The organism is Ruegeria sp. CI1 (genome assembly GCF_056536925.1).
Map to the genome: position 1 here is coordinate 1 of NZ_JBQFQP010000001.1, position 16,420 is coordinate 16,420.

17 protein-coding genes and 2 pseudogenes are annotated in these 16,420 nt (G+C 59.6%); 3 read left to right on the top strand and 16 right to left on the bottom strand.

The features are described 5' to 3' along the window. Positions 1 to 255: 255 nt before the first annotated feature. The 4 genes from ACR0LZ_RS00005 to ACR0LZ_RS00020 all read right to left on the bottom strand — a co-directional run bounded on the left by ACR0LZ_RS00005 (position 256) and on the right by ACR0LZ_RS00020 (position 2,445). Positions 256 to 540: a YiaA/YiaB family inner membrane protein gene (locus tag ACR0LZ_RS00005; protein WP_480747709.1), complete on the bottom strand. Its 285-nt coding sequence runs from the start codon at positions 538 to 540 to the stop codon at positions 256 to 258. Positions 541 to 564: 24 nt separating this feature from the next. Then, positions 565 to 1,281, bottom strand: a complete 717-nt coding sequence (locus ACR0LZ_RS00010) for a PspA/IM30 family protein (protein ID WP_480747710.1) — start codon at positions 1,279 to 1,281, stop codon at positions 565 to 567. A 91-nt stretch (positions 1,282 to 1,372) separates the two neighbouring features. Next, a complete protein-coding gene (locus ACR0LZ_RS00015) occupies positions 1,373 to 1,963 on the bottom strand; it encodes a TetR/AcrR family transcriptional regulator (protein WP_480747711.1) in 591 nt (196 codons plus the stop codon). A gap of 62 nt (positions 1,964 to 2,025) precedes the next feature. After that, positions 2,026 to 2,445, bottom strand: a complete 420-nt coding sequence (locus tag ACR0LZ_RS00020; RefSeq protein WP_480747712.1) for a hypothetical protein — start codon at positions 2,443 to 2,445, stop codon at positions 2,026 to 2,028. On the opposite strand from ACR0LZ_RS00020, the gene ACR0LZ_RS00025 reads away from it, so the two are divergent. Beyond that, positions 2,445 to 3,245 (top strand): alpha/beta fold hydrolase, encoded by an 801-nt coding sequence (locus ACR0LZ_RS00025; RefSeq protein WP_480747713.1) that lies wholly within the window; start codon positions 2,445 to 2,447, stop codon positions 3,243 to 3,245. The genes ACR0LZ_RS00020 and ACR0LZ_RS00025 overlap by 1 nt on opposite strands. 7 nt (positions 3,246 to 3,252) lie before the next feature. Here ACR0LZ_RS00025 and ACR0LZ_RS00030 read toward each other — a convergent pair whose 3' ends face one another. The 6 genes and pseudogenes from ACR0LZ_RS00030 to ACR0LZ_RS00055 form a co-directional block, all read right to left on the bottom strand. Then, positions 3,253 to 3,435 carry a hypothetical protein gene (locus tag ACR0LZ_RS00030; protein ID WP_480747714.1) on the bottom strand — a complete coding sequence of 61 codons (183 nt, stop codon included), beginning with the start codon at positions 3,433 to 3,435 and terminating at the stop codon, positions 3,253 to 3,255. Positions 3,436 to 3,516: 81 nt separating this feature from the next. After that, a complete protein-coding gene (locus ACR0LZ_RS00035; protein ID WP_480747715.1) occupies positions 3,517 to 3,909 on the bottom strand; it encodes a rhodanese-like domain-containing protein in 393 nt (130 codons plus the stop codon). A gap of 260 nt (positions 3,910 to 4,169) precedes the next feature. Further along, complete coding sequence (locus ACR0LZ_RS00040) at positions 4,170 to 5,189, bottom strand: helix-turn-helix domain-containing protein (RefSeq protein ID WP_480747716.1); 1,020 nt, start codon at positions 5,187 to 5,189, stop codon at positions 4,170 to 4,172. Between the two features lie 90 nt (positions 5,190 to 5,279). After that, entirely contained in the window at positions 5,280 to 7,766 is a 2,487-nt protein-coding gene (locus tag ACR0LZ_RS00045) for a hypothetical protein (RefSeq protein WP_480747717.1), read from the bottom strand. Positions 7,767 to 8,051: 285 nt separating this feature from the next. Next, a pseudogene (locus ACR0LZ_RS00050) lies at positions 8,052 to 8,210 on the bottom strand (hydroxyisourate hydrolase); the annotation flags it as partial. Between the two features lie 15 nt (positions 8,211 to 8,225). Beyond that, a complete protein-coding gene (locus ACR0LZ_RS00055) occupies positions 8,226 to 8,438 on the bottom strand; it encodes a peptidase associated/transthyretin-like domain-containing protein (protein ID WP_480747718.1) in 213 nt (70 codons plus the stop codon). A 110-nt stretch (positions 8,439 to 8,548) separates the two neighbouring features. Here ACR0LZ_RS00055 and ACR0LZ_RS00060 point away from each other — a divergent pair. Then, a pseudogene (locus ACR0LZ_RS00060) lies at positions 8,549 to 9,715 on the top strand (IS3 family transposase). Positions 9,716 to 9,862: 147 nt separating this feature from the next. Here the strand turns inward: ACR0LZ_RS00060 and ptsP are convergent. Both ptsP and ACR0LZ_RS00070 read right to left on the bottom strand, forming a co-directional pair. Further along, entirely contained in the window at positions 9,863 to 12,106 is a 2,244-nt protein-coding gene (ptsP, locus tag ACR0LZ_RS00065; RefSeq protein WP_480747719.1) for a phosphoenolpyruvate--protein phosphotransferase, read from the bottom strand. A 44-nt stretch (positions 12,107 to 12,150) separates the two neighbouring features. Further along, entirely contained in the window at positions 12,151 to 13,386 is a 1,236-nt protein-coding gene (locus ACR0LZ_RS00070) for an aspartate kinase (RefSeq protein WP_480747720.1), read from the bottom strand. 166 nt (positions 13,387 to 13,552) lie between these two features. On the opposite strand from ACR0LZ_RS00070, the gene ACR0LZ_RS00075 reads away from it, so the two are divergent. Continuing rightward, positions 13,553 to 13,909 carry a hypothetical protein gene (locus ACR0LZ_RS00075; protein WP_480747721.1) on the top strand — a complete coding sequence of 119 codons (357 nt, stop codon included), beginning with the start codon at positions 13,553 to 13,555 and terminating at the stop codon, positions 13,907 to 13,909. On the opposite strand, the gene ACR0LZ_RS00080 is transcribed toward ACR0LZ_RS00075, so the two are convergent. From ACR0LZ_RS00080 to ACR0LZ_RS00095, 4 genes are all read right to left on the bottom strand, one after another. Next, positions 13,903 to 14,541, bottom strand: coding sequence for an SDR family oxidoreductase (locus ACR0LZ_RS00080; RefSeq protein ID WP_480747722.1), 639 nt, complete (start codon positions 14,539 to 14,541; stop codon positions 13,903 to 13,905). The two genes, ACR0LZ_RS00075 and ACR0LZ_RS00080, sit on opposite strands and share 7 nt — an antisense overlap. A 3-nt stretch (positions 14,542 to 14,544) precedes the next feature. Further along, the gene (locus ACR0LZ_RS00085; RefSeq protein WP_480747723.1) at positions 14,545 to 14,988 is read right to left on the bottom strand and encodes a DUF1178 family protein; all 444 of its coding nucleotides are present in this window, start codon (positions 14,986 to 14,988) and stop codon (positions 14,545 to 14,547) included. Between the two features lie 52 nt (positions 14,989 to 15,040). Continuing rightward, positions 15,041 to 15,523 carry an NUDIX hydrolase gene (locus ACR0LZ_RS00090; RefSeq protein ID WP_480747724.1) on the bottom strand — a complete coding sequence of 161 codons (483 nt, stop codon included), beginning with the start codon at positions 15,521 to 15,523 and terminating at the stop codon, positions 15,041 to 15,043. A 129-nt stretch (positions 15,524 to 15,652) separates the two neighbouring features. Then, a complete protein-coding gene (locus ACR0LZ_RS00095; protein WP_480747725.1) occupies positions 15,653 to 16,402 on the bottom strand; it encodes an EcsC family protein in 750 nt (249 codons plus the stop codon). Positions 16,403 to 16,420: the final 18 nt, after the last annotated feature.

Here is a 16,420-nt window from a genome sequence, read left to right on the forward strand (position 1 = left end):
GTCGACGGCCTGGCCGCCAACGGCCCGGACGGCAACGGCGAAGTCGAAGCCAAGGTCCGCGCCAAAGTCGCAGACCTCTGCGCCCGATTCCCCCTGTACCCGAACCTCTGAGACATCAGACAGTTCGTGAAAAAACAAACGGCGCCTTACTGGCGCCGTTTTCCTTTTGGTCACCCGAATCTCTCCCGCCGCTGTTGCGCGCATCATGGTTGTATTGAAAGCGCAGGGCCGGGTTCAGAGGTTTGGCGCGGTCGTTCAGATCTCGTCCTTGGGATCTTTCAGCGCCTCTTCCAGCAGCTTTTCGTTACGCGCCTCTTCGATCCGGTTCAGCCGGTCCTCGGCAGAGCGGGTGTCGAACCGGTATTTGACCACATTGATCAGGCTCACTGTCAGCAACAGGATGCCCATGCCCCAATACCCCTTTGTTGCAAGCGGCACATCCGTGGACAAGTACAGGGAGATGGCCAGCAAGCCATAGGCGAGGGCGACGCCGGCCCCGTTCAGCATCATGATGAGCGAGTTTTCATTACGGTTATTCATCTTGGTCTCCTATGATTTACTGGGTTAATTCTTTTTGCCCTGGCCATCTGGATCGGCATCCGCCTGAGATTGCTGTTCCAAACGTCGCAACACACTCGCCGCGGTTGAGCGTGTCCCAGGCCCATAACCGGCATCCTCCATCTGTTCGGCCAGCGACGAATGATCGAGTTCCCCGTCAATGTCGCGCAATATCTCGGCTTGCTCGAACGGGTCATCCTTTTGCATCACACGGTTGATCAGCGCCTCGGCCTCTTCGATCGGGCTGTCCCCGCCCAGATGCCGGTTCAGCCGCTTTTGCAGACCCTGCTCGCGCCGGATCGCCCGCGCCGTTACCGCGCCTTGTTTAAGGTCGATGATGCGACGGTTTGCAGTTTCGACCGTTTGCCGCAGTTGCACGATGCGCGTGTCCAAACGTCTCAGAGTCTGTTGCCGCAGAGTCGTTTCGTTTTCCAGATCAGCGATGGCCTGCGCCGCCGTGCGCGCCATGTCCTCGCGCCCGTCCGCCAGCGCAAGAGCGGCGCGATCAGTCAGGTCTCGCATGCGGGTCTGCAAGCTGTCAGCCTGGCGCTGCTCGCTGCGCTGGCGCTGGATCATGCTGGCCAATGTCAGCTTGGCCGCTTTCAGATTCTGCTCCGCCTCGCGAATTTTCTGGTCAATCAATTCGATGGAATAAGCGTCGCGCAGGCGATCCTCGGCGCGGGCATTAGCGCCATTGAACAAGGTTTTCAAAGTACCAAACATAGGTTCCTCCAAGAAATGAACATCGTTCACAAACTTGACGTACCAATACTTTGAACAATGTTCAATCGTTCTGTGAACGTCGTTCAGGAAACTATTTGTTTCCGATTTGGAAAATAACTCTCGCAATCATACGCTCGACCTGCTCGCTCGGAACACCCGAGATCCGGTTTTCGAGGCCCAGTATTACGATCCCATGCACCGAGGAAAACAAGGCGCGGGTCATCAGATGCAAGTCCTCTCGCGTATCATTCGGAAACAGCTTCGACACCGGGTCAGCAATATATGCAAAAAGGTCGTTCAAGGCCTGGCGATACCAGTCTGGCACCGTACCATCATCGACCATCTTCAGATCGAACAGGGCGCGCCAAAGGTTCGTATTGGCCTCGGCAAACCTAAGATAGGCCGTACTCATGACGATCAGGTGCTGGACCGGTTCTTCGCTACCGTCGAACGATCCGGCAACGGCCTGCCCCAGACGCTGAAAGGTCCGTCCGTTCACTGCCATGATGATCGCGTTGAGATCGTCAAAGACATTGTAGATCGCCCCCAGCGCACAGCCCGCATCTTTGGCAAGATCGCGGGCGCGCAGCTCCGCCACCCCATCGCGAGCAATCCGGGTTTCCGCTGCCACGACAAGTTTTTCACGCAATTCCGCCCTGCGGGCCTGAGATTTCGATACCATGCCGATCCCTTCCATGAACCTCGTTCACAATACGAGACACGAGAGGAAACGAAAAGATCAGATCACCCCTGCCACCACAGGAACGCGCCGATCAGCGCGGCCAATAAAAGCAGGTTGAACGCCAGGCTGCCGAGAATGCTCAAAAACCGCCCCCAACGGCGGTCGGCCAGATCAATTGCGTGCAGATGCGTCTGCACTTCATGGGCCGCCGCCGTCAGCGACGGGGTGTCCAGCGTCAGGCGCAGCTTTGGATGACTCGCCATCGGCTCGGCCCGCGCCAGAACCATCGCCTGCCCATAGACCCGGCGCGGCAGCCGGTGTCTGGCGCGTTTCAACGAGGCGGCAAGCGTTTTGCCCCGCACGCCAAGCTTGCTGCGCAGCAGTCCGATCGTCTCGGCAATCTGGTCCTGAACTTGTTTGCCGTGGCTCACCTGCGCATCCTCCTGACGGGCAAACATATCCTCGCGCCACGGCAGTCTCAATGGGGCTGGCCGTTTTGAAAAAGCGCCTGTATCACCGTGACATGTTGAACACGATCATTCATGGCACACCTACCGCCCTGCCCCCGCTGGTGATTGCGCACGGCCTTTACGGCTCGGCCCGCAACTGGGGGGTCATCGCCAAACGTCTGTCCGATGAACGACAGGTCATCGCGGTTGACATGCGCAACCATGCCCACAGCCCCTGGTCGGACGTACATGACTATCCCGCGATGGCAGGCGATCTGGCCAAGGTCATCGACCACCTCGGCGGCACGGCGGATGTTGTCGGTCATTCGATGGGCGGCAAGGCAGCGATGACTCTGGCCCTGCAGCACGGCGATCTGGTGCGCAAGCTGGTTGTCGCCGACATCGCGCCCGTGGCCTACGGCCACAGCCAGATGCCCTTTATCGAGGCGATGCGCGGTGTCGACATGTCCACGGTCGAGCGCCGCTTGGATGTCGAGGATCAGCTTGCCGTGCTTGGGGTCGACAAGGCGCTGCAAAGCTTCTTCACCCAGTCGCTGGACCTCAACGAAAAGCGGTGGCGGCTGAACCTTGATGGCCTGGCCGCCGAGATGCCCAAGATAATGGGTTTTCCCGACATCGACGCCACATGGGACGGCCCCACGCTGTTTCTGTCTGGGGCCGCCTCGGACTATGTCAAACCCGAGCATCGCGACCTGATCCGCTCGCTGTTTCCCCGTGCACGCTTTGCCAAAATCCCCGAGGCGGGTCATTGGCTGCATGCGGAACGGCCCCGCGAATTCGAGGCCGCAACACGGGCTTTCCTGAACGCGTAACCCTGGTTCAGCCCTGATACAGCCGCCGCGCCACCAGCCACGACACCGGCGCGGCCGCGGCAAAACCCACGGCCGCTGCCGACAAAATTGCCCCCAGCGACACCAGTCCTGCGGACAGGACGGCGATTACCGCCGACCCGGCCAAAGCCGTTGAAATCAGGGAATAAAGAAGTGCTGCAAGCCGCATCATGGCCGATTCGTCCTTTGTTGTCCGTTCCGCCACTTCATGCATCTTTTGGAATGTGATCAGCTTTGACCTGGATCAGCTTGCCTACATTCCCGGATCGACCGGCTCGATCACGTCGCCCCCGCCTTGCCGCCAATCGTTCAGCCCGCCCAGGTTATAAACCTCGGCATAGCCCATTTCCTTTAGCAGCTTGCCCGCAAGCGCCGCGCGCCCTCCAGAGGCGCAATGCAGCACGATCACCCGGTCCTTTTGCATTTCAGGGTCATGATACGGCGTCTCTGGATCGGCGCGGAATTCCAGCATACCGCGCGGGATATGGTGCGAACCCGCCGCCCGCCCGGTGCGTTCCAGTTCCGGCGCGTCGCGAATATCCAGCAGCAACGCGCCCTCTTCCATCAGCTGTTTTGCCTTGGCCGCATCAATCCGTTCGATGACCGCATTTGCAGCCTGCATCATGTCCTTGACCGTCAGTGCCATCTGTTTCCTCCCTGAAACCGTTTTTGGCGTGTACATGCGAATTTTCGAAGATGTAGGTGCCGGATGCAATTCGAAAACGTTCGCTTTCAACAGAACCAGGTCTTTCACCTGCATAATTGGCGGAACTCACAATGCATTTGGCGGGAAATCAAAAGGCTGCACCCTCCAGGCTCCTATCTTTCTCTTGTCCACTCACGGACCGGTCGGGGCGAGGCGGAAACGCCGATGACCCCCGGCCACCCCGCTCCGGTCTGCCCGGATCAATCGCCTTTCACCAAAGACGCCTTTTCCCGAAACGCGCTTGGCGATTCTCCCGTCCACCGCCTGAACGCAGTGGAAAACGCCGCCTGATCCGCATAGCCGAGCGCAAAGGAAACTTCCGACAGGTTCATGCCGGCCTTGATGAAGGTCTGCGCCAGATCGCATCGCAGGTCATCCACGATGGCGCGGAAATTCGCGCCTTCTTCCTGTAACCGGCGGGTAAAGGTGCGCGGGCTCATGCCCAGATTGGCGGCGGCCTCTTCCGCCGGGATGACCCGTCCGGGCAGCGAGGCGGTGATCAGCCCCTCGACCCGCGCCCTCAGCGGCTGTTTCGGCACCGCCCGCTCCGCCAACAGCCGATTGCCATACTCGACCAGATGGTCGCGCAGGCTGGCGTCATAGGTCGGAATGGGCAGGTCCAGGCTGGAATGCGACAACAGGATCTCGGTCTTTTCCGCCCCGAACACTACAGGGAATCCCCCAACCTTCTGAAAGATTTGCGCAGCCTTCCCAACCTGATGCTGCAACCGCATCTCGATCGGGAAGAACCCGGATTGCGTGACCGACCGCATCCGCGCGACCGCGGCAAACATCAATGTCTCGGTTCGGCGGTGATAGCGGGTATATCCCGCATCCTTCCAGTCCGCTTCGAGCGAGGCGACATTTCCCGAAATCCGCAGGCTGAACGCAATGGCGGGATCGATGATGTCGTGAAAGCGCGACGTGTAGTCAATCGCCTCCCGCAGGTTCCGCGAGTATTTGCTGATATATGCGTTCAGGCCGGACGCATCCCTCAACGCAAGCCCGGCCTTGGCGCCAAAGGTAATGTCTTTCATCTGATCGCAGGCGGCCCGGACAAAACCGGCCTCGTTACGGATGTCACAGACCTCGGCCGGCGGGTCGATATCGGCGGTCGTCAGCCCGCTTTGTTTCATAATACCGGCGATATCTTCCGGCGTTGCACCGGACGTTTTCAAAAACGAGATCAAATGCCGAATACGGGCGATTGGCACATCCATGACTCTGCCCCTAATGAACCTGAATGAACATCACCAGCATATGGTCAACTGGCCGATTAAACAAAGAACCAATCACGCCGTCGCCCAGGATCACTCCGGCAAACCTGCCCGGTGCAGATCCTCGGTCATCATCGCCAGGTAGTCCGGCGCAAAGCCGCTCCAGCAACGATGGAAGCGGCTGATTGAAAAATCCGGCCTCCAGCTCAACAGCTCCTGGATGACTTCATTTGCCTCCGAAATCCGGTCCTGTCGCGCCAGGACAACACTCATGACGATGGGCCCAACCGGCCCGGCCATTTGACTGTGACACGCCGACCTTGCCAGAACCTCAGCCTCGCTGATCTCTCCGGTAGCGTATCGGCACAACGCCTTGAGGCATCTCTTGACGTCAAGAAACGGCCCCTTTGGACTCAGTCGAATTGAGGTCTCAAGAATTGGCATGGCAGCCTCGGCCTGCCCGCCCCAGAAATATGCAACCGCCAGACAGAGATGCGCCACAGTTGAACTCGGATTCAACGAAACGGCCAGTTCGGCCTGATCCACTGCTCTTTGGTGCTTACCCTCGAACGTTAAAACGCGGCTCAGCGCAACCTTCGCCATGCTGCTTCGGTCGTCCAGGGATACGGCGAGGCTCGCCTGTCGGCGGGCTCTGTCCAAAACCTCTTCCGGTTTCTCGGCTTCACAGAATGTGATGCGGCGACAATCGAAAAAAGACAACAACGCATGGGCCTCGCCGAATTGGGGGGCAGTCTCCACCAGACTTCCGAGCAGAGTTTGCGCAGTTTGCGTATGCTCTTCAGAAAACTTGTGAAAATGCCACATCGCGCGTTGAAAGCCGTGCCAAAGACTCAGCGAGCCTTCAAAAATACTGGCGCGTTCGCGCTCCACGACCTTCAGCCGTGAATCGACATTCATCGCAATTGCCTGGGCGATTTCCTCCTGCAAATCGAATATGTCCTGCACATCCCGGTCAAACCGCTCTGCCCACAGGTGATGGCTGGTTCTGGCGTCGATCAGTTGGACAGAGATTCGCGCCCGCGCCTCGGCTCGTCGCACGCTGCCTTCGACAATGTAGTCGACCCCCAGTTCGCGCCCGATCCGCTTTACATCTACTGGCTGCCCCTTGTAGGCAAAGGATGATCCCCGCGAAATCACCATCAACCAATCCACGCTCGACAGACAGGTCAGCAGTTCCTGGCTGAACCCGTCCGAGAAATATTCCTGTTCAGGATCACCACTCAGGTTGTCAAAGGCCAGCACAGCAACCGCCGGCCTGTCCTCCGGCAAAACACGGGTGGGGTCCGAAACCCGGAACCGCCCGTCACTGCTGCTTTTGACCGGCATGCCGCCGTCGGCCCCACCTCCTGCCATCTCGGTAATTTCGAACAGCGGCCCGTGTTTGGGCCAATCCAGCCCCGAAAGCACCACATAATCCTTGAGGTTGGCCGCCGCGTACAGAAACGCCATCTTTCGGGATTTGTCCGAAAGCGGTTTGTTGACAAAATTCAGGCCCACCGCGACCCGCGCCAGCATGTATTGCTTTTCCATATAGGACAGCCTGCTCGACTGATTGCGGTCCACCCACTCCATCACGTTCCGACGCAGTGTCTCGATCAATTGAATGAGGCCCAGATCATCGCCTTTCAGCTTCACCTCGGGCCCGGCATGGTCAAACACGCTCAGATGCCCCATCAGCGCACTCCAGCTTTCCGCGTCCGCCCTTTCCCGCGCCAGCAGAAGGTGGCTGAGTTCGAAATAAGCGTGGTCGTAAAACAGGAACTGCTTGTCCTGATAAAGCGCCAGATCGATCAGATAATAGTTCAGGCGCGCAGACCCCGACCCGCCAAGCAACACGTTGTACCCGTGCAGATCGCCGTGGGTGTTGCCAATAACCGCGCGCAGTTTCTGATCCGCCGCCCCTCCCGACGCACCCGCCACCAGGTTCAGCGGGTTCGGGTACCAGCGACCATCGAAAATCAGGCTTTGGTCCTCCGCACAAAGCCCGCATTCACTCTGCACAAATTGGAAAATCCGGCCCTGAACCGGGTCCAGCCGATAATTCAACCACCCTCTGAGGATGTCTCCGACCGACACCAGCCCAGCCGCCAGGTGACAGTCGCGGTTCCAGTCCTCAAGCAATCCGGACGACAGCAGGTTCACCGCCTCTACCTGTTCGTCATGCGCACATTCGGCCCAGGGCTTGGCATATTCCAGCCCCCGCCCGGCAATCGACGACAGGATCGCAATCCGGTCATCGACAGCGCTTGTTTTCAGCAGTTCTGGCAGATGCGCACGGGCAAATTCGGGGGCGACCCTGAACGCGATATCGTGCCGCTCCGCCTCCGACAGTTCGTTCCAGGCCGGGTCGGGCGCGCGGTCGAATTTTAGGATCGCCTGCCCGCTGAAATCGGAGCAATGGACATCGGCGGCATAAACATAGGCCCCCGACTTTCCGCTCAGCTTGTGATGCAGATACATGTCATCGCTGAACCCCCATTGCTCCTGCAGCACCGGGCGAAGGTCCTGATACCCCTCTGGCCAGGGCAACCCGATGTGGTCGCCTCCGGGGGTATCCATCTTCGCTGGTTTTCCCGCGTTCTGCACCTTCGCCTCCCCCACGTCGGTCGCGAATAGTTCAGCAATGCACAAAGCTTAGCAGGCAAACCCCGTATCGCACAGCCCGCATTGCTGCAGACGCCTGATTCAGATCGGAATAGAAACGTGGTGCGGGCGGTGGGCATTGAAATTCAATATCCAGAGATTCTATTGAATCTCAAATACTGCGCATCCAACTGATATACATTGGAATTTTTGGTTTCCGTTGTCTCATTTGATCTCGACGAGTGGCAATGCCTGTTATACCTAGGCGCCGCCCCGGAAAAGAGAATACCCCCACGGTGTGAACTTGAACGGCAGATGGAAGTGTTCCTCGACGCGCTCGATGCCAAAGCGAAACACCGCGATTTCGAGAAACGAAGGGTTCGGAATGATGCGGCCAGCTTGCCGATAATAGTCTCCGACCTCAAATTCGACCTCTTAGAGCCCTGACTGCACGTCTTGGCCCTCGCTGACCGGATGGTGCAGCAGCCTGTCAGGGCCACACACACCCGACGCGATTTCCGTTCTCGCAGGTCGTAGGTGCCACAGCCGAACCGCCAGTCCGGCAGCGGGTATGCCATCCGCAACATCCACTGCATGAATTGAAATTCCTCCGGCAACCGGATCGGTTGGATGGGACTGATGCGTCACGACACTCTTCTCCTTCTTTGCGGAACTCCAAGCAGATCGCGAGCCCCTGGACGTGTCGCGGTTTGATGCCGCTCCTTTGATAGCATTTATTGCAACAAAGGAGACTGACTATGGGACTGAAACGGACGGACGAATTCCGCGCTGATGCGGTGCGGATCGCGCTGACGAGCGGGCTGACGCGCAGGCAGGTTGCTTCAGATTTGGGTGTTGGCCTATCGACGCTGAACAAATGGGTGACGGCACATCGTGATACTGAGGTGGTGCCGGACAAAGACCTGGACCTTGCCCGTGAGAATGAACGGCTTCGACGGGAGAACCGCATTCTCAAGGAGGAGAGGGACATCCTAAAAAAGGCCACAGCCTTCTTCGCGAGCCAAAGGCCATGAGGTTCCGGTTCATCGAGGAGTGTGGCCATGAATTCCCGACCAACCGCCTTTGCCAGGTTCTGGATGTCAGCGAACGAGGCTTACGTGCCTATCGCAGCCGTCCGGCCTGTCAAAGGCAGCGGACGGATATGGTCGTGCTGGCTCATATCAAGGAACAGTCTCGTCTCAGCCTGGGCAGCTACGGCCGCCCAAGGATGACCGAAGAGTTGAAGGAGCTTGGTCTGAACATCGGCCACCGCCGCGTTGGTAGGCTGATGCGTGACAATGGCATACGAGTCGAGAGAACGAAGAAATACAAGGTGACGACTGACAGCAACCATGCCTTCAACATCGCGCCGAACCTGTTGAACCGGAACTTCCGCGCAGATCACCCGAACCAGAAATGGGCCGGTGACATCAGCTATGTCTGGACGCGTGAAGGCTGGCTGTATCTGGCGATCATCCTCGATCTGCATTCCCGGCGTGTGATCGGCTGGGCAGTGAGCAACCGCATGAAGCGTGATCCGCTGCCCGGCAGTCGCCGCTTGCGGCGATGAGAGGGGGGCGATCCGGGCACTGAAGATGGCTGTGGCGCTGCGTCAGCCACCAACAGGCTGCATTCACCACACCGACCGTGGCAGCCAATACTGTTCGCACGACTATCAAAAACTCCTGCGCCAGCATGAGTTCCAGGTGTCGATGAGCGGCAAGGGCAACTGCTATGACAACTCCGCCGTTGAAGCGTTCTGCAAGACGATCAAGGCGGAGCTGATCTGGCGCAGGTCGTGGCAGACGCGCAGAGATGCGGAACTGGCCATCTTCCAATACATCAACGGTTTCTACAATCCGCGAAGGCGGCACTCAGCCCTCGGCTGGAAAAGCCCGGTCGCATTCGAAAGGAAAGTGGCTTAAACGAGCACCTGGGGCGGCACAAAAACGGGACAGGTCCAGTTTGCGGGCCGCCTTACCTAAAAACAAGAGGGGCGCTGCCTCTCTTGACCTGCGGGCAATTCACCCTGGGTATTTGAGACCAGAAAGAAGCAGGGGCGGCGAGGAGTGTCAGACCTGATTTCGCAGCCATTCCATCACCGCCGGGCGCGCGGTCTGGTCGCCGCGGTGGCTGGCGTCGGAAATGATCTTGCGCAGATCCTGAAGGTTGGCGCGCAGAAGCAGGCTTTTGACCGGGCCAATCGAGGCGGGACGCATGGACAGGCTGCGGATGCCCATGGCGGCGAGGCAAATGGCCTCGACCGGGCGGCCCGCGTCCTCGCCGCAAAAGCTGAGCGGGGTGTTGGAGAGATTGCAGCGCTCGACGATGCGTTCGATGAAAGTCAGGAAACTGACATTGAGCGTGTCATAGCGGCGGCGCACCAGTTCGTTTTCGCGGTCGGCAGCGAAGAAGAACTGCTTCAGGTCGTTGCCGCCGATGGAGATGAAATCCACCTCGTCAAAGAACTTCTGAGGCGCAAAGGCCAGTGACGGTGTTTCCAGCATCGCGCCGATTTCCAGGCTTTCCGGTAACGGGTGGCCCAGTCGCTTTTCCCGGGCGATGGTTTTTTCGATCTCCCAGCGAGCGGCGTAGAACTCTTCGGCCTGAGCGACGAAGGGAAACATGATGGTCAGCGGACGGCCATTGGCGGCCCGGATCAGAGCCTGAAGCTGCATCCGCATGACGCCGCGCTTGTCGAGACCGACGCGGATCGCGCGCCAGCCCAGCGCCGGGTTCGGTTCGGCCACGTGTTTCATGTAGGGCAGCACCTTGTCGGAACCGATATCGAGCGTCCGGAACACCACGCGCTTGCCCTGCGCGGCATCGAGAACGCGGGCGTATTGCGCCACCAGTTCCGAACGTTTCGGCATCTGGTTACGGATCAGAAATTGCAATTCGGTGCGGAACAGGCCGACGCCCTCGGCCCCCGAAGTGGGCAGCGATGGCAGGTCGGCCATCAGCCCGGCATTCATCACCATATCGATCTTGTGCCCGTCCAGTGTGACCGCAGGTTTGTCGCGGATCGAAACGTAGCGTTCCTGTGCCTTGGCCTGCATTGCGATCTTGTCGCGGAAAGCGCCGACAACGGTATCTTCGGGGCGCAGGTGTACCACGCCCTGATCGCCATCGACCAGAATATGGTCGCCGTTCAGCGCCTCGGTCGTAATGCGGCCTACATGCACCACCAGTGGGATTGCCAGGGCGCGGGCGACGATGGTCGCGTGGCTGCCGACAGACCCTTCCTCGAGCACGATGCCCTTGAGAGAGCGGCCATATTCCAGCAGATCGCCGGGGCCGATGTTGCGGGCCACCAGGATGGGATCGGGCGGCAGTTCAAGCCCGGTATCCCTGCCCTGCCCTGTCAGGTTTCTCAACAGGCGGTTGCTGAGATCATCAAGGTCTGCAAGGCGTTCGCGCAGATAGGGGTCAGTGACCTGGCTCATCCGGGCGCGCGCCTGCGACTGTTCCTTTTCGACCGCTGCCTCAGCGCTGAGACCACGGGCGATGTCCTCTTCCATGCGGCGCATCCAGCCTTTGGAATTGGCAAACATCCGGTAGGCTTCGAGCACCTGCAGCTGTTCCTTGTCGCCGTCCTGCGAGAATTCGAGCATCTTGTCGACGCCGACGCGCAATTCCTCGACCGCTTCGTTCAGGCGCTCGAGCTCGCGCTGCGGGTCATCCGCGATCGGATTGGTGACCACCACGCGCGGTTCGTGCAGCCAAACGTGCCCCTCGGCGGAACCCTCCTGGGCCGGGCCACCCTTGAGCACGACGGATTGCTGGTGCAGGGGCGACAAGGCCGCACCCTCGCCGATGAAGGCGCCAAGCTCGGCCATTTCGGCCAGAACCATGGCGACCACTTCCAGCGCATAGACCTCGTCGGCGGAAAACTGGCGTGCCTCGCGCGACTGCACCACCAGAACGCCCAGTTTTTCGCCCAAACGCTGAACCGGCACGCCGAGGAAGGACGAGAACCGTTCTTCGCCGGTTTCCGGCATGTAGCGGAACCCTTTTTCCGCCGGAGCGTTGGGTGTGTTGACGACCTTGCCGGTCTTGGCGACGCGGCCCACCAGCCCTTCACCCATCCGCATGCGGGTCTGGTGCACCGATTCCGGCGCAAGGCCCTGGGTCGCACACAACTCCAGTGTCTCTTCGTCGCGGAAAAGATAGACCGAGCAAACTTCGCTGCGCATGCTGTCGGCGATCAGATGGGTGATCTGATCGAGACGCTCCTGGCCGGCGGCTTCGCTGGCCATCGCTTCGCGCAGCCGCCCCAGCAGCTTGCGGGATTCTGTTTCAGTGCCGTCAGCCATGGGCCCCATCACGTTTTTGTGTCAGGCGCCCCAGTCGAGAAAACTCAGGCGGCCTTGTCCAGTCCAAACGCATCATGCAGCGCCTGAACGGCAAGTTCCATGTATTTCCTGTCCACAAGCACGGAAATTTTTATCTCAGAGGTTGTAATGACCTTGATGTTGATCCCCTCATCCGAGAGCACCTTGAACATTTTGGCCGCAACGCCGGATTGCGAACGCATGCCGATTCCCACCACCGAGACCTTGGCGACGTCAGGTTCGATCTGCAGAATGTCAAAGTTCAGCGCGACGCCCTTGATGTCGTTCATGGCCTTTTCGGCGCGTTTGACCTGATCGGTCGGCAGGCTGAAGGTCATGTTGGTGCGACCCTCCTCGGAGATGTCCTGCACGATCATGTCGACGTTCACACCCGCATCCGACAGGGCCCCGAAGATGGTGGCGGCGATGCCCGGGCGGTCAGCAACCGACAGCAGGGTCATCTGGGCTTCGTCGCGCGAATAGGCGACGCCGGAGACAACATTGGATTCCATGATTTCCTCCTCATCGCAGACGAGCGTGCCCGCCTCGTCGGTTTGTTCCTCGAAACTCGAAAGGACGCGCAGTTTTACCTTGTAGCGCATTGCCAGCTCGACCGAGCGCGTCTGCAGCACCTTGGCCCCAAGCGAGGCCAGTTCGAGCATTTCCTCGAACGAGATCTTGTTGAGCTTGCGCGCCTTGGAGCAGATTCTCGGGTCGGTGGTATAGACGCCGTCCACATCAGTGTAGATATCGCAGCGTTCGGCACCGAAGGCGGCGGCGAAGGCCACGGCAGTCGTGTCGGAGCCCCCACGGCCCAACGTGGTTATGCGGCCCTCGGGGCTGATGCCCTGAAAGCCTGCGATCACGGCAACCTTCATGCCCTCGCCGAATTTCTGGTTCAGGTTGTCGGTCGGGATTTCCTCGATCCGGGCGGCGGAGTGGGCCGAGGTGGTGATCAGCGGCACCTGCCAGCCCTGCCAGCTGCGCGCCGGGATATCCATTTCCTGCAAGGTCAGCGCCATCAGGCCGGCAGTCACGTTTTCACCCGAGGAGACGACGGCGTCGTATTCGCGCGCGTCGTAAAGGGGCGAGATTTCGTCAACCCAGCCGACCAGTTCGTTGGTCTTGCCCGACATGGCCGAAACGATGACGATCACATCATAGCCCTTGGCCACCTCGACGCCGACGCGCTTGGCGGCGCGGCGGATGCGGTCGAGATTGGCAACCGAGGTGCCACCAAATTTCATCACGAGTAAGGGCATGGGGCCAAAAGTCTCCGCGCCAAGGAATTCCGGTCCCGAGCCTCTTATGCGAGGGGGCAGCCAAGAGCAAGTGGACAAAGGCGGAATGCCTGCGGCAAGGCACCGCTTTACATTGCCGGGGCCGGGTGCCAGCTTGGAGCGGTTCCATACGCACAAGGGGTTTTCGATGCGATCAGTTCTTTTGGCTTTTGCCGTGTTGTCCACCCAGGCCACAGCGCAGGAGGCGACGGTATCCGGAACCGACGGTCAGAACGCCTTGGGTACTGTTCCCTGTGCCGCCGTACCTGGCCAACAGATCGAAAGCTGTCCCGCCGAATTTCGCCGCAAGGACGATGGAGCCTCGACACTGGCGGTTCAGTTGAAGACCGGAGAGGTCCGGCGGATCTATTTCGAGGGGACGAAGGCGGTGGCGTCCAGTTCCACTTCGGCCCTGTCCACGGAAACGCGCGGAGACATGCTGATCATCTATATCGAGCCGGGCGAGGTTTACGAACTGCCACTCAGGGCGCTGACCTCTCAGTAAGGGTGCGTGCGGCCGTCCCATGTCTCGAAACAGCCGGTTGAGGCCAGCGACAGCGCCTCGAACCTTTGGATGAGGCCATTGACGGCCTCGTCTGTGGTGATGGTGGCCGCAGCTCCGCCCATGTCGGTCTGAACCCAGCCGGGGTGGTAGATTCCCACGGCGATGCCGTCGTCTTTCAGATCCGTGGCCAGATTGCGCCCGAGATTGAGCGCCGCCGCCTTGGAGGCGCGATAGATATAGCTGCCGCCGGGCGCATGTTCATGCGAAGCCATCTGTGACGAAATGATCGCGATTTTGCCGCGCGCCGCACGCAGGTTGGGCAGAAGGGTCTGAATTGTCAGGAACACGCCAGTGACATTGGCGGCAAAGGTCTGGTCCCACATCTCGCGCGGATAGCCGTCGATGGTCTGTCCCTTGTCCAGATAGACGCCCGCGTTGCAGATGAGAAGATCGACTGGCTTGTCCTGCAATGTCTCGGCCATCGCGCGGTGATGGCCCGGGTCGGTCACATCCAACAGGATAAAGTGGCTGCCGTCACGGGCAGTGCCTGAAACGTCATGCCCTGCCTGCCGGTAATGATCAGCCAATGCCTTGCCGATGCCCCGGTTTGCGCCGGTGATGACCACGTGCATGGGTCAGTTTGTCTTGCGGTTCGGCATGAAGGGCAGCGGCGCGACCGGAACGCCCTCTTCCATCAGCGCCTTGGCGTCTTCCATTTTGGCTTCGCCATAGATCGACCGCTCGGGCGCTTCGCCCAGGTGGATCTTGCGGGCCTCCGCCGCGAAATTCTTGCCGACGTAATCTGAATTTTTTTCGATGTTGCGGCGCAGTTCCGCCAAGGCCTGCTCTGCTACTGAGGCCGGTTTCGACAGCGGTTTTTCGGATCCGTGTCGGGTATCGTCCGTTGTGGTTCGGCCGGGACGCACACGTGGCGTCATGATTGCCTTCTCTACCTCGCTGCCGCCGCAGATCGCGCAGGTCACCATCCCGGCCCCGGCGAGCTTGTCAAAAGCATCCGCCGACTGAAACCAGCTGTCGAAGCTGTGGCCTTCACTGCACTTCAGAGCGTATTGAATCATCTTGCACTCATATTCTCAGGTCCATGAATAGATATCCAGCCGCCCGGCAAGATCAAGACTTGATCTTTTCCTTGTGTATAAGATGTGGATGAAATTCCAACAGCATCCGGGCGAGTTCGGGTTCGTTCACACATGCCGCCGCCTTGTGTGGGCGAAACCATTTACGGCGGCGCTGGTCGCGCTCGGGGAAACTGGCGGCAAGACGGCAGACCCGGATCGGGAACACCTCGACCATGCATGGCAGATTTCCCTTGCTGCCCCGCGTTTTTGTATAGGTGAAGCTGCCGATGCTTTCGGATTGGCACAAGCCGATCACACCAGCCTCTTCCCAGGCTTCGACCGTCGCAGTTCCGACGGCGTCGCGCGAAAAGATCGGCCAGCCCTTGGGGATCAGCCACCGCCCGGTTCCTCGGGAGGTCACCAACAGGATTTCAGGCTTGTTTTCTTTGATCCGATAGCACAATGCGCCGTATTGGATGCCAATCCGGTTTTCTTCCGGAGCGCTCAATAAGTCACTGGAAATTTTTACGTTCATCAATCCTCCTGCCTCACAAGATAGCAGGGAATCTGTTTCATGTCAGGTCGCATACACTAAATGCTCCCACATATTGTAGGAACGCCACGGTTACCCGCGAAATCTTCACTCTTTCGGGATCAATTCCGCCTATTTCAGCATTTTTGCAGTCAATCTGGTCAACAATTCGTCCTGTGGGATATCCGCGTCGATAGCGAGGCGTCTGAGACCGAAATGCACGCCTGCGACCTGCTGGTAGTAACGGGTATAGACATAGTTGGTGCCACCGCCCGCGACCGCGCCCAGAACCGGAATCGATTGCGCGGCAAGTTTCTGCCCCAGCGCTGTGGCAAGGCGTGGTGCGACACTGGCGATCAGTTTTTGCATGGTGGCGCCGGTTAGCGTCAACCGGATCGAGAAAAAGCCCAGATCCGCGCCATCATCCTGCGCCAGCGGCCCCGCCGAGGCCAGAACGCACACGCAATCGAACATCACGCCTTTGGAGGCCGGATCGAAGCCCCGGCGCGCGGCCTCGCCCTGAATGGCGCGCAACAGCATGGTGGTGGTGACCGGCAGTTCGACCAGAGCGGTGGGCAGCCCGCCAAACCCACCCGCAGCGCCCATTGCCGTGGCGATCGCTGTGTTCACCCACGCCTTTTGATCCGGAACGGCGCGGCGCGAGCCATGGGCGGCGCGCATCGCAACCCACAGCGCGCGCTCAGTGGCTTCGCTCAGGCCGTCGCGGATGTTGGGAGGAAGCTGGTCAAGCAGGTTTTCCGCCTTGCCGCCCAACCGGTTAAGCATGCGGATACCCATGCCTCCCGCTGCACGGTACTCGGCGGCAAGCCGGTCGAGTTCCGCCTCGGCGTCGACGGGTTCGACGATCACGATGTCCTGCATTCGCAACGCCTCCTTCAT

What these genes read in the sequence shown, in the direction of transcription:
- ACR0LZ_RS00035 (WP_480747715.1), bottom strand. Translation starts at nt 3,909, where the DNA reads ATGGCACTGACGGTCAAGGACATGATGCAGGCTGCAAATGCGGTCATC.
- ACR0LZ_RS00045 (WP_480747717.1), bottom strand. Translation starts at nt 7,766, where the DNA reads ATGGATACCCCCGGAGGCGACCACATCGGGTTGCCCTGGCCAGAGGGG.
- ACR0LZ_RS00010 (WP_480747710.1), bottom strand. Translation starts at nt 1,281, where the DNA reads ATGTTTGGTACTTTGAAAACCTTGTTCAATGGCGCTAATGCCCGCGCC.
- ACR0LZ_RS00080 (WP_480747722.1), bottom strand. Translation starts at nt 14,541, where the DNA reads ATGCACGTGGTCATCACCGGCGCAAACCGGGGCATCGGCAAGGCATTG.
- ACR0LZ_RS00005 (WP_480747709.1), bottom strand. Translation starts at nt 540, where the DNA reads ATGAATAACCGTAATGAAAACTCGCTCATCATGATGCTGAACGGGGCC.
- ACR0LZ_RS00040 (WP_480747716.1), bottom strand. Translation starts at nt 5,189, where the DNA reads ATGGATGTGCCAATCGCCCGTATTCGGCATTTGATCTCGTTTTTGAAA.
- ACR0LZ_RS00015 (WP_480747711.1), bottom strand. Translation starts at nt 1,963, where the DNA reads ATGGTATCGAAATCTCAGGCCCGCAGGGCGGAATTGCGTGAAAAACTT.
- ACR0LZ_RS00075 (WP_480747721.1), top strand. Translation starts at nt 13,553, where the DNA reads ATGCGATCAGTTCTTTTGGCTTTTGCCGTGTTGTCCACCCAGGCCACA.
- ACR0LZ_RS00085 (WP_480747723.1), bottom strand. Translation starts at nt 14,988, where the DNA reads ATGATTCAATACGCTCTGAAGTGCAGTGAAGGCCACAGCTTCGACAGC.
- ACR0LZ_RS00030 (WP_480747714.1), bottom strand. Translation starts at nt 3,435, where the DNA reads ATGATGCGGCTTGCAGCACTTCTTTATTCCCTGATTTCAACGGCTTTG.
- ACR0LZ_RS00095 (WP_480747725.1), bottom strand. Translation starts at nt 16,402, where the DNA reads ATGCAGGACATCGTGATCGTCGAACCCGTCGACGCCGAGGCGGAACTC.
- ACR0LZ_RS00025 (WP_480747713.1), top strand. Translation starts at nt 2,445, where the DNA reads ATGGGGCTGGCCGTTTTGAAAAAGCGCCTGTATCACCGTGACATGTTG.
- ptsP (WP_480747719.1), bottom strand. Translation starts at nt 12,106, where the DNA reads ATGGCTGACGGCACTGAAACAGAATCCCGCAAGCTGCTGGGGCGGCTG.
- ACR0LZ_RS00090 (WP_480747724.1), bottom strand. Translation starts at nt 15,523, where the DNA reads ATGAACGTAAAAATTTCCAGTGACTTATTGAGCGCTCCGGAAGAAAAC.
- ACR0LZ_RS00070 (WP_480747720.1), bottom strand. Translation starts at nt 13,386, where the DNA reads ATGCCCTTACTCGTGATGAAATTTGGTGGCACCTCGGTTGCCAATCTC.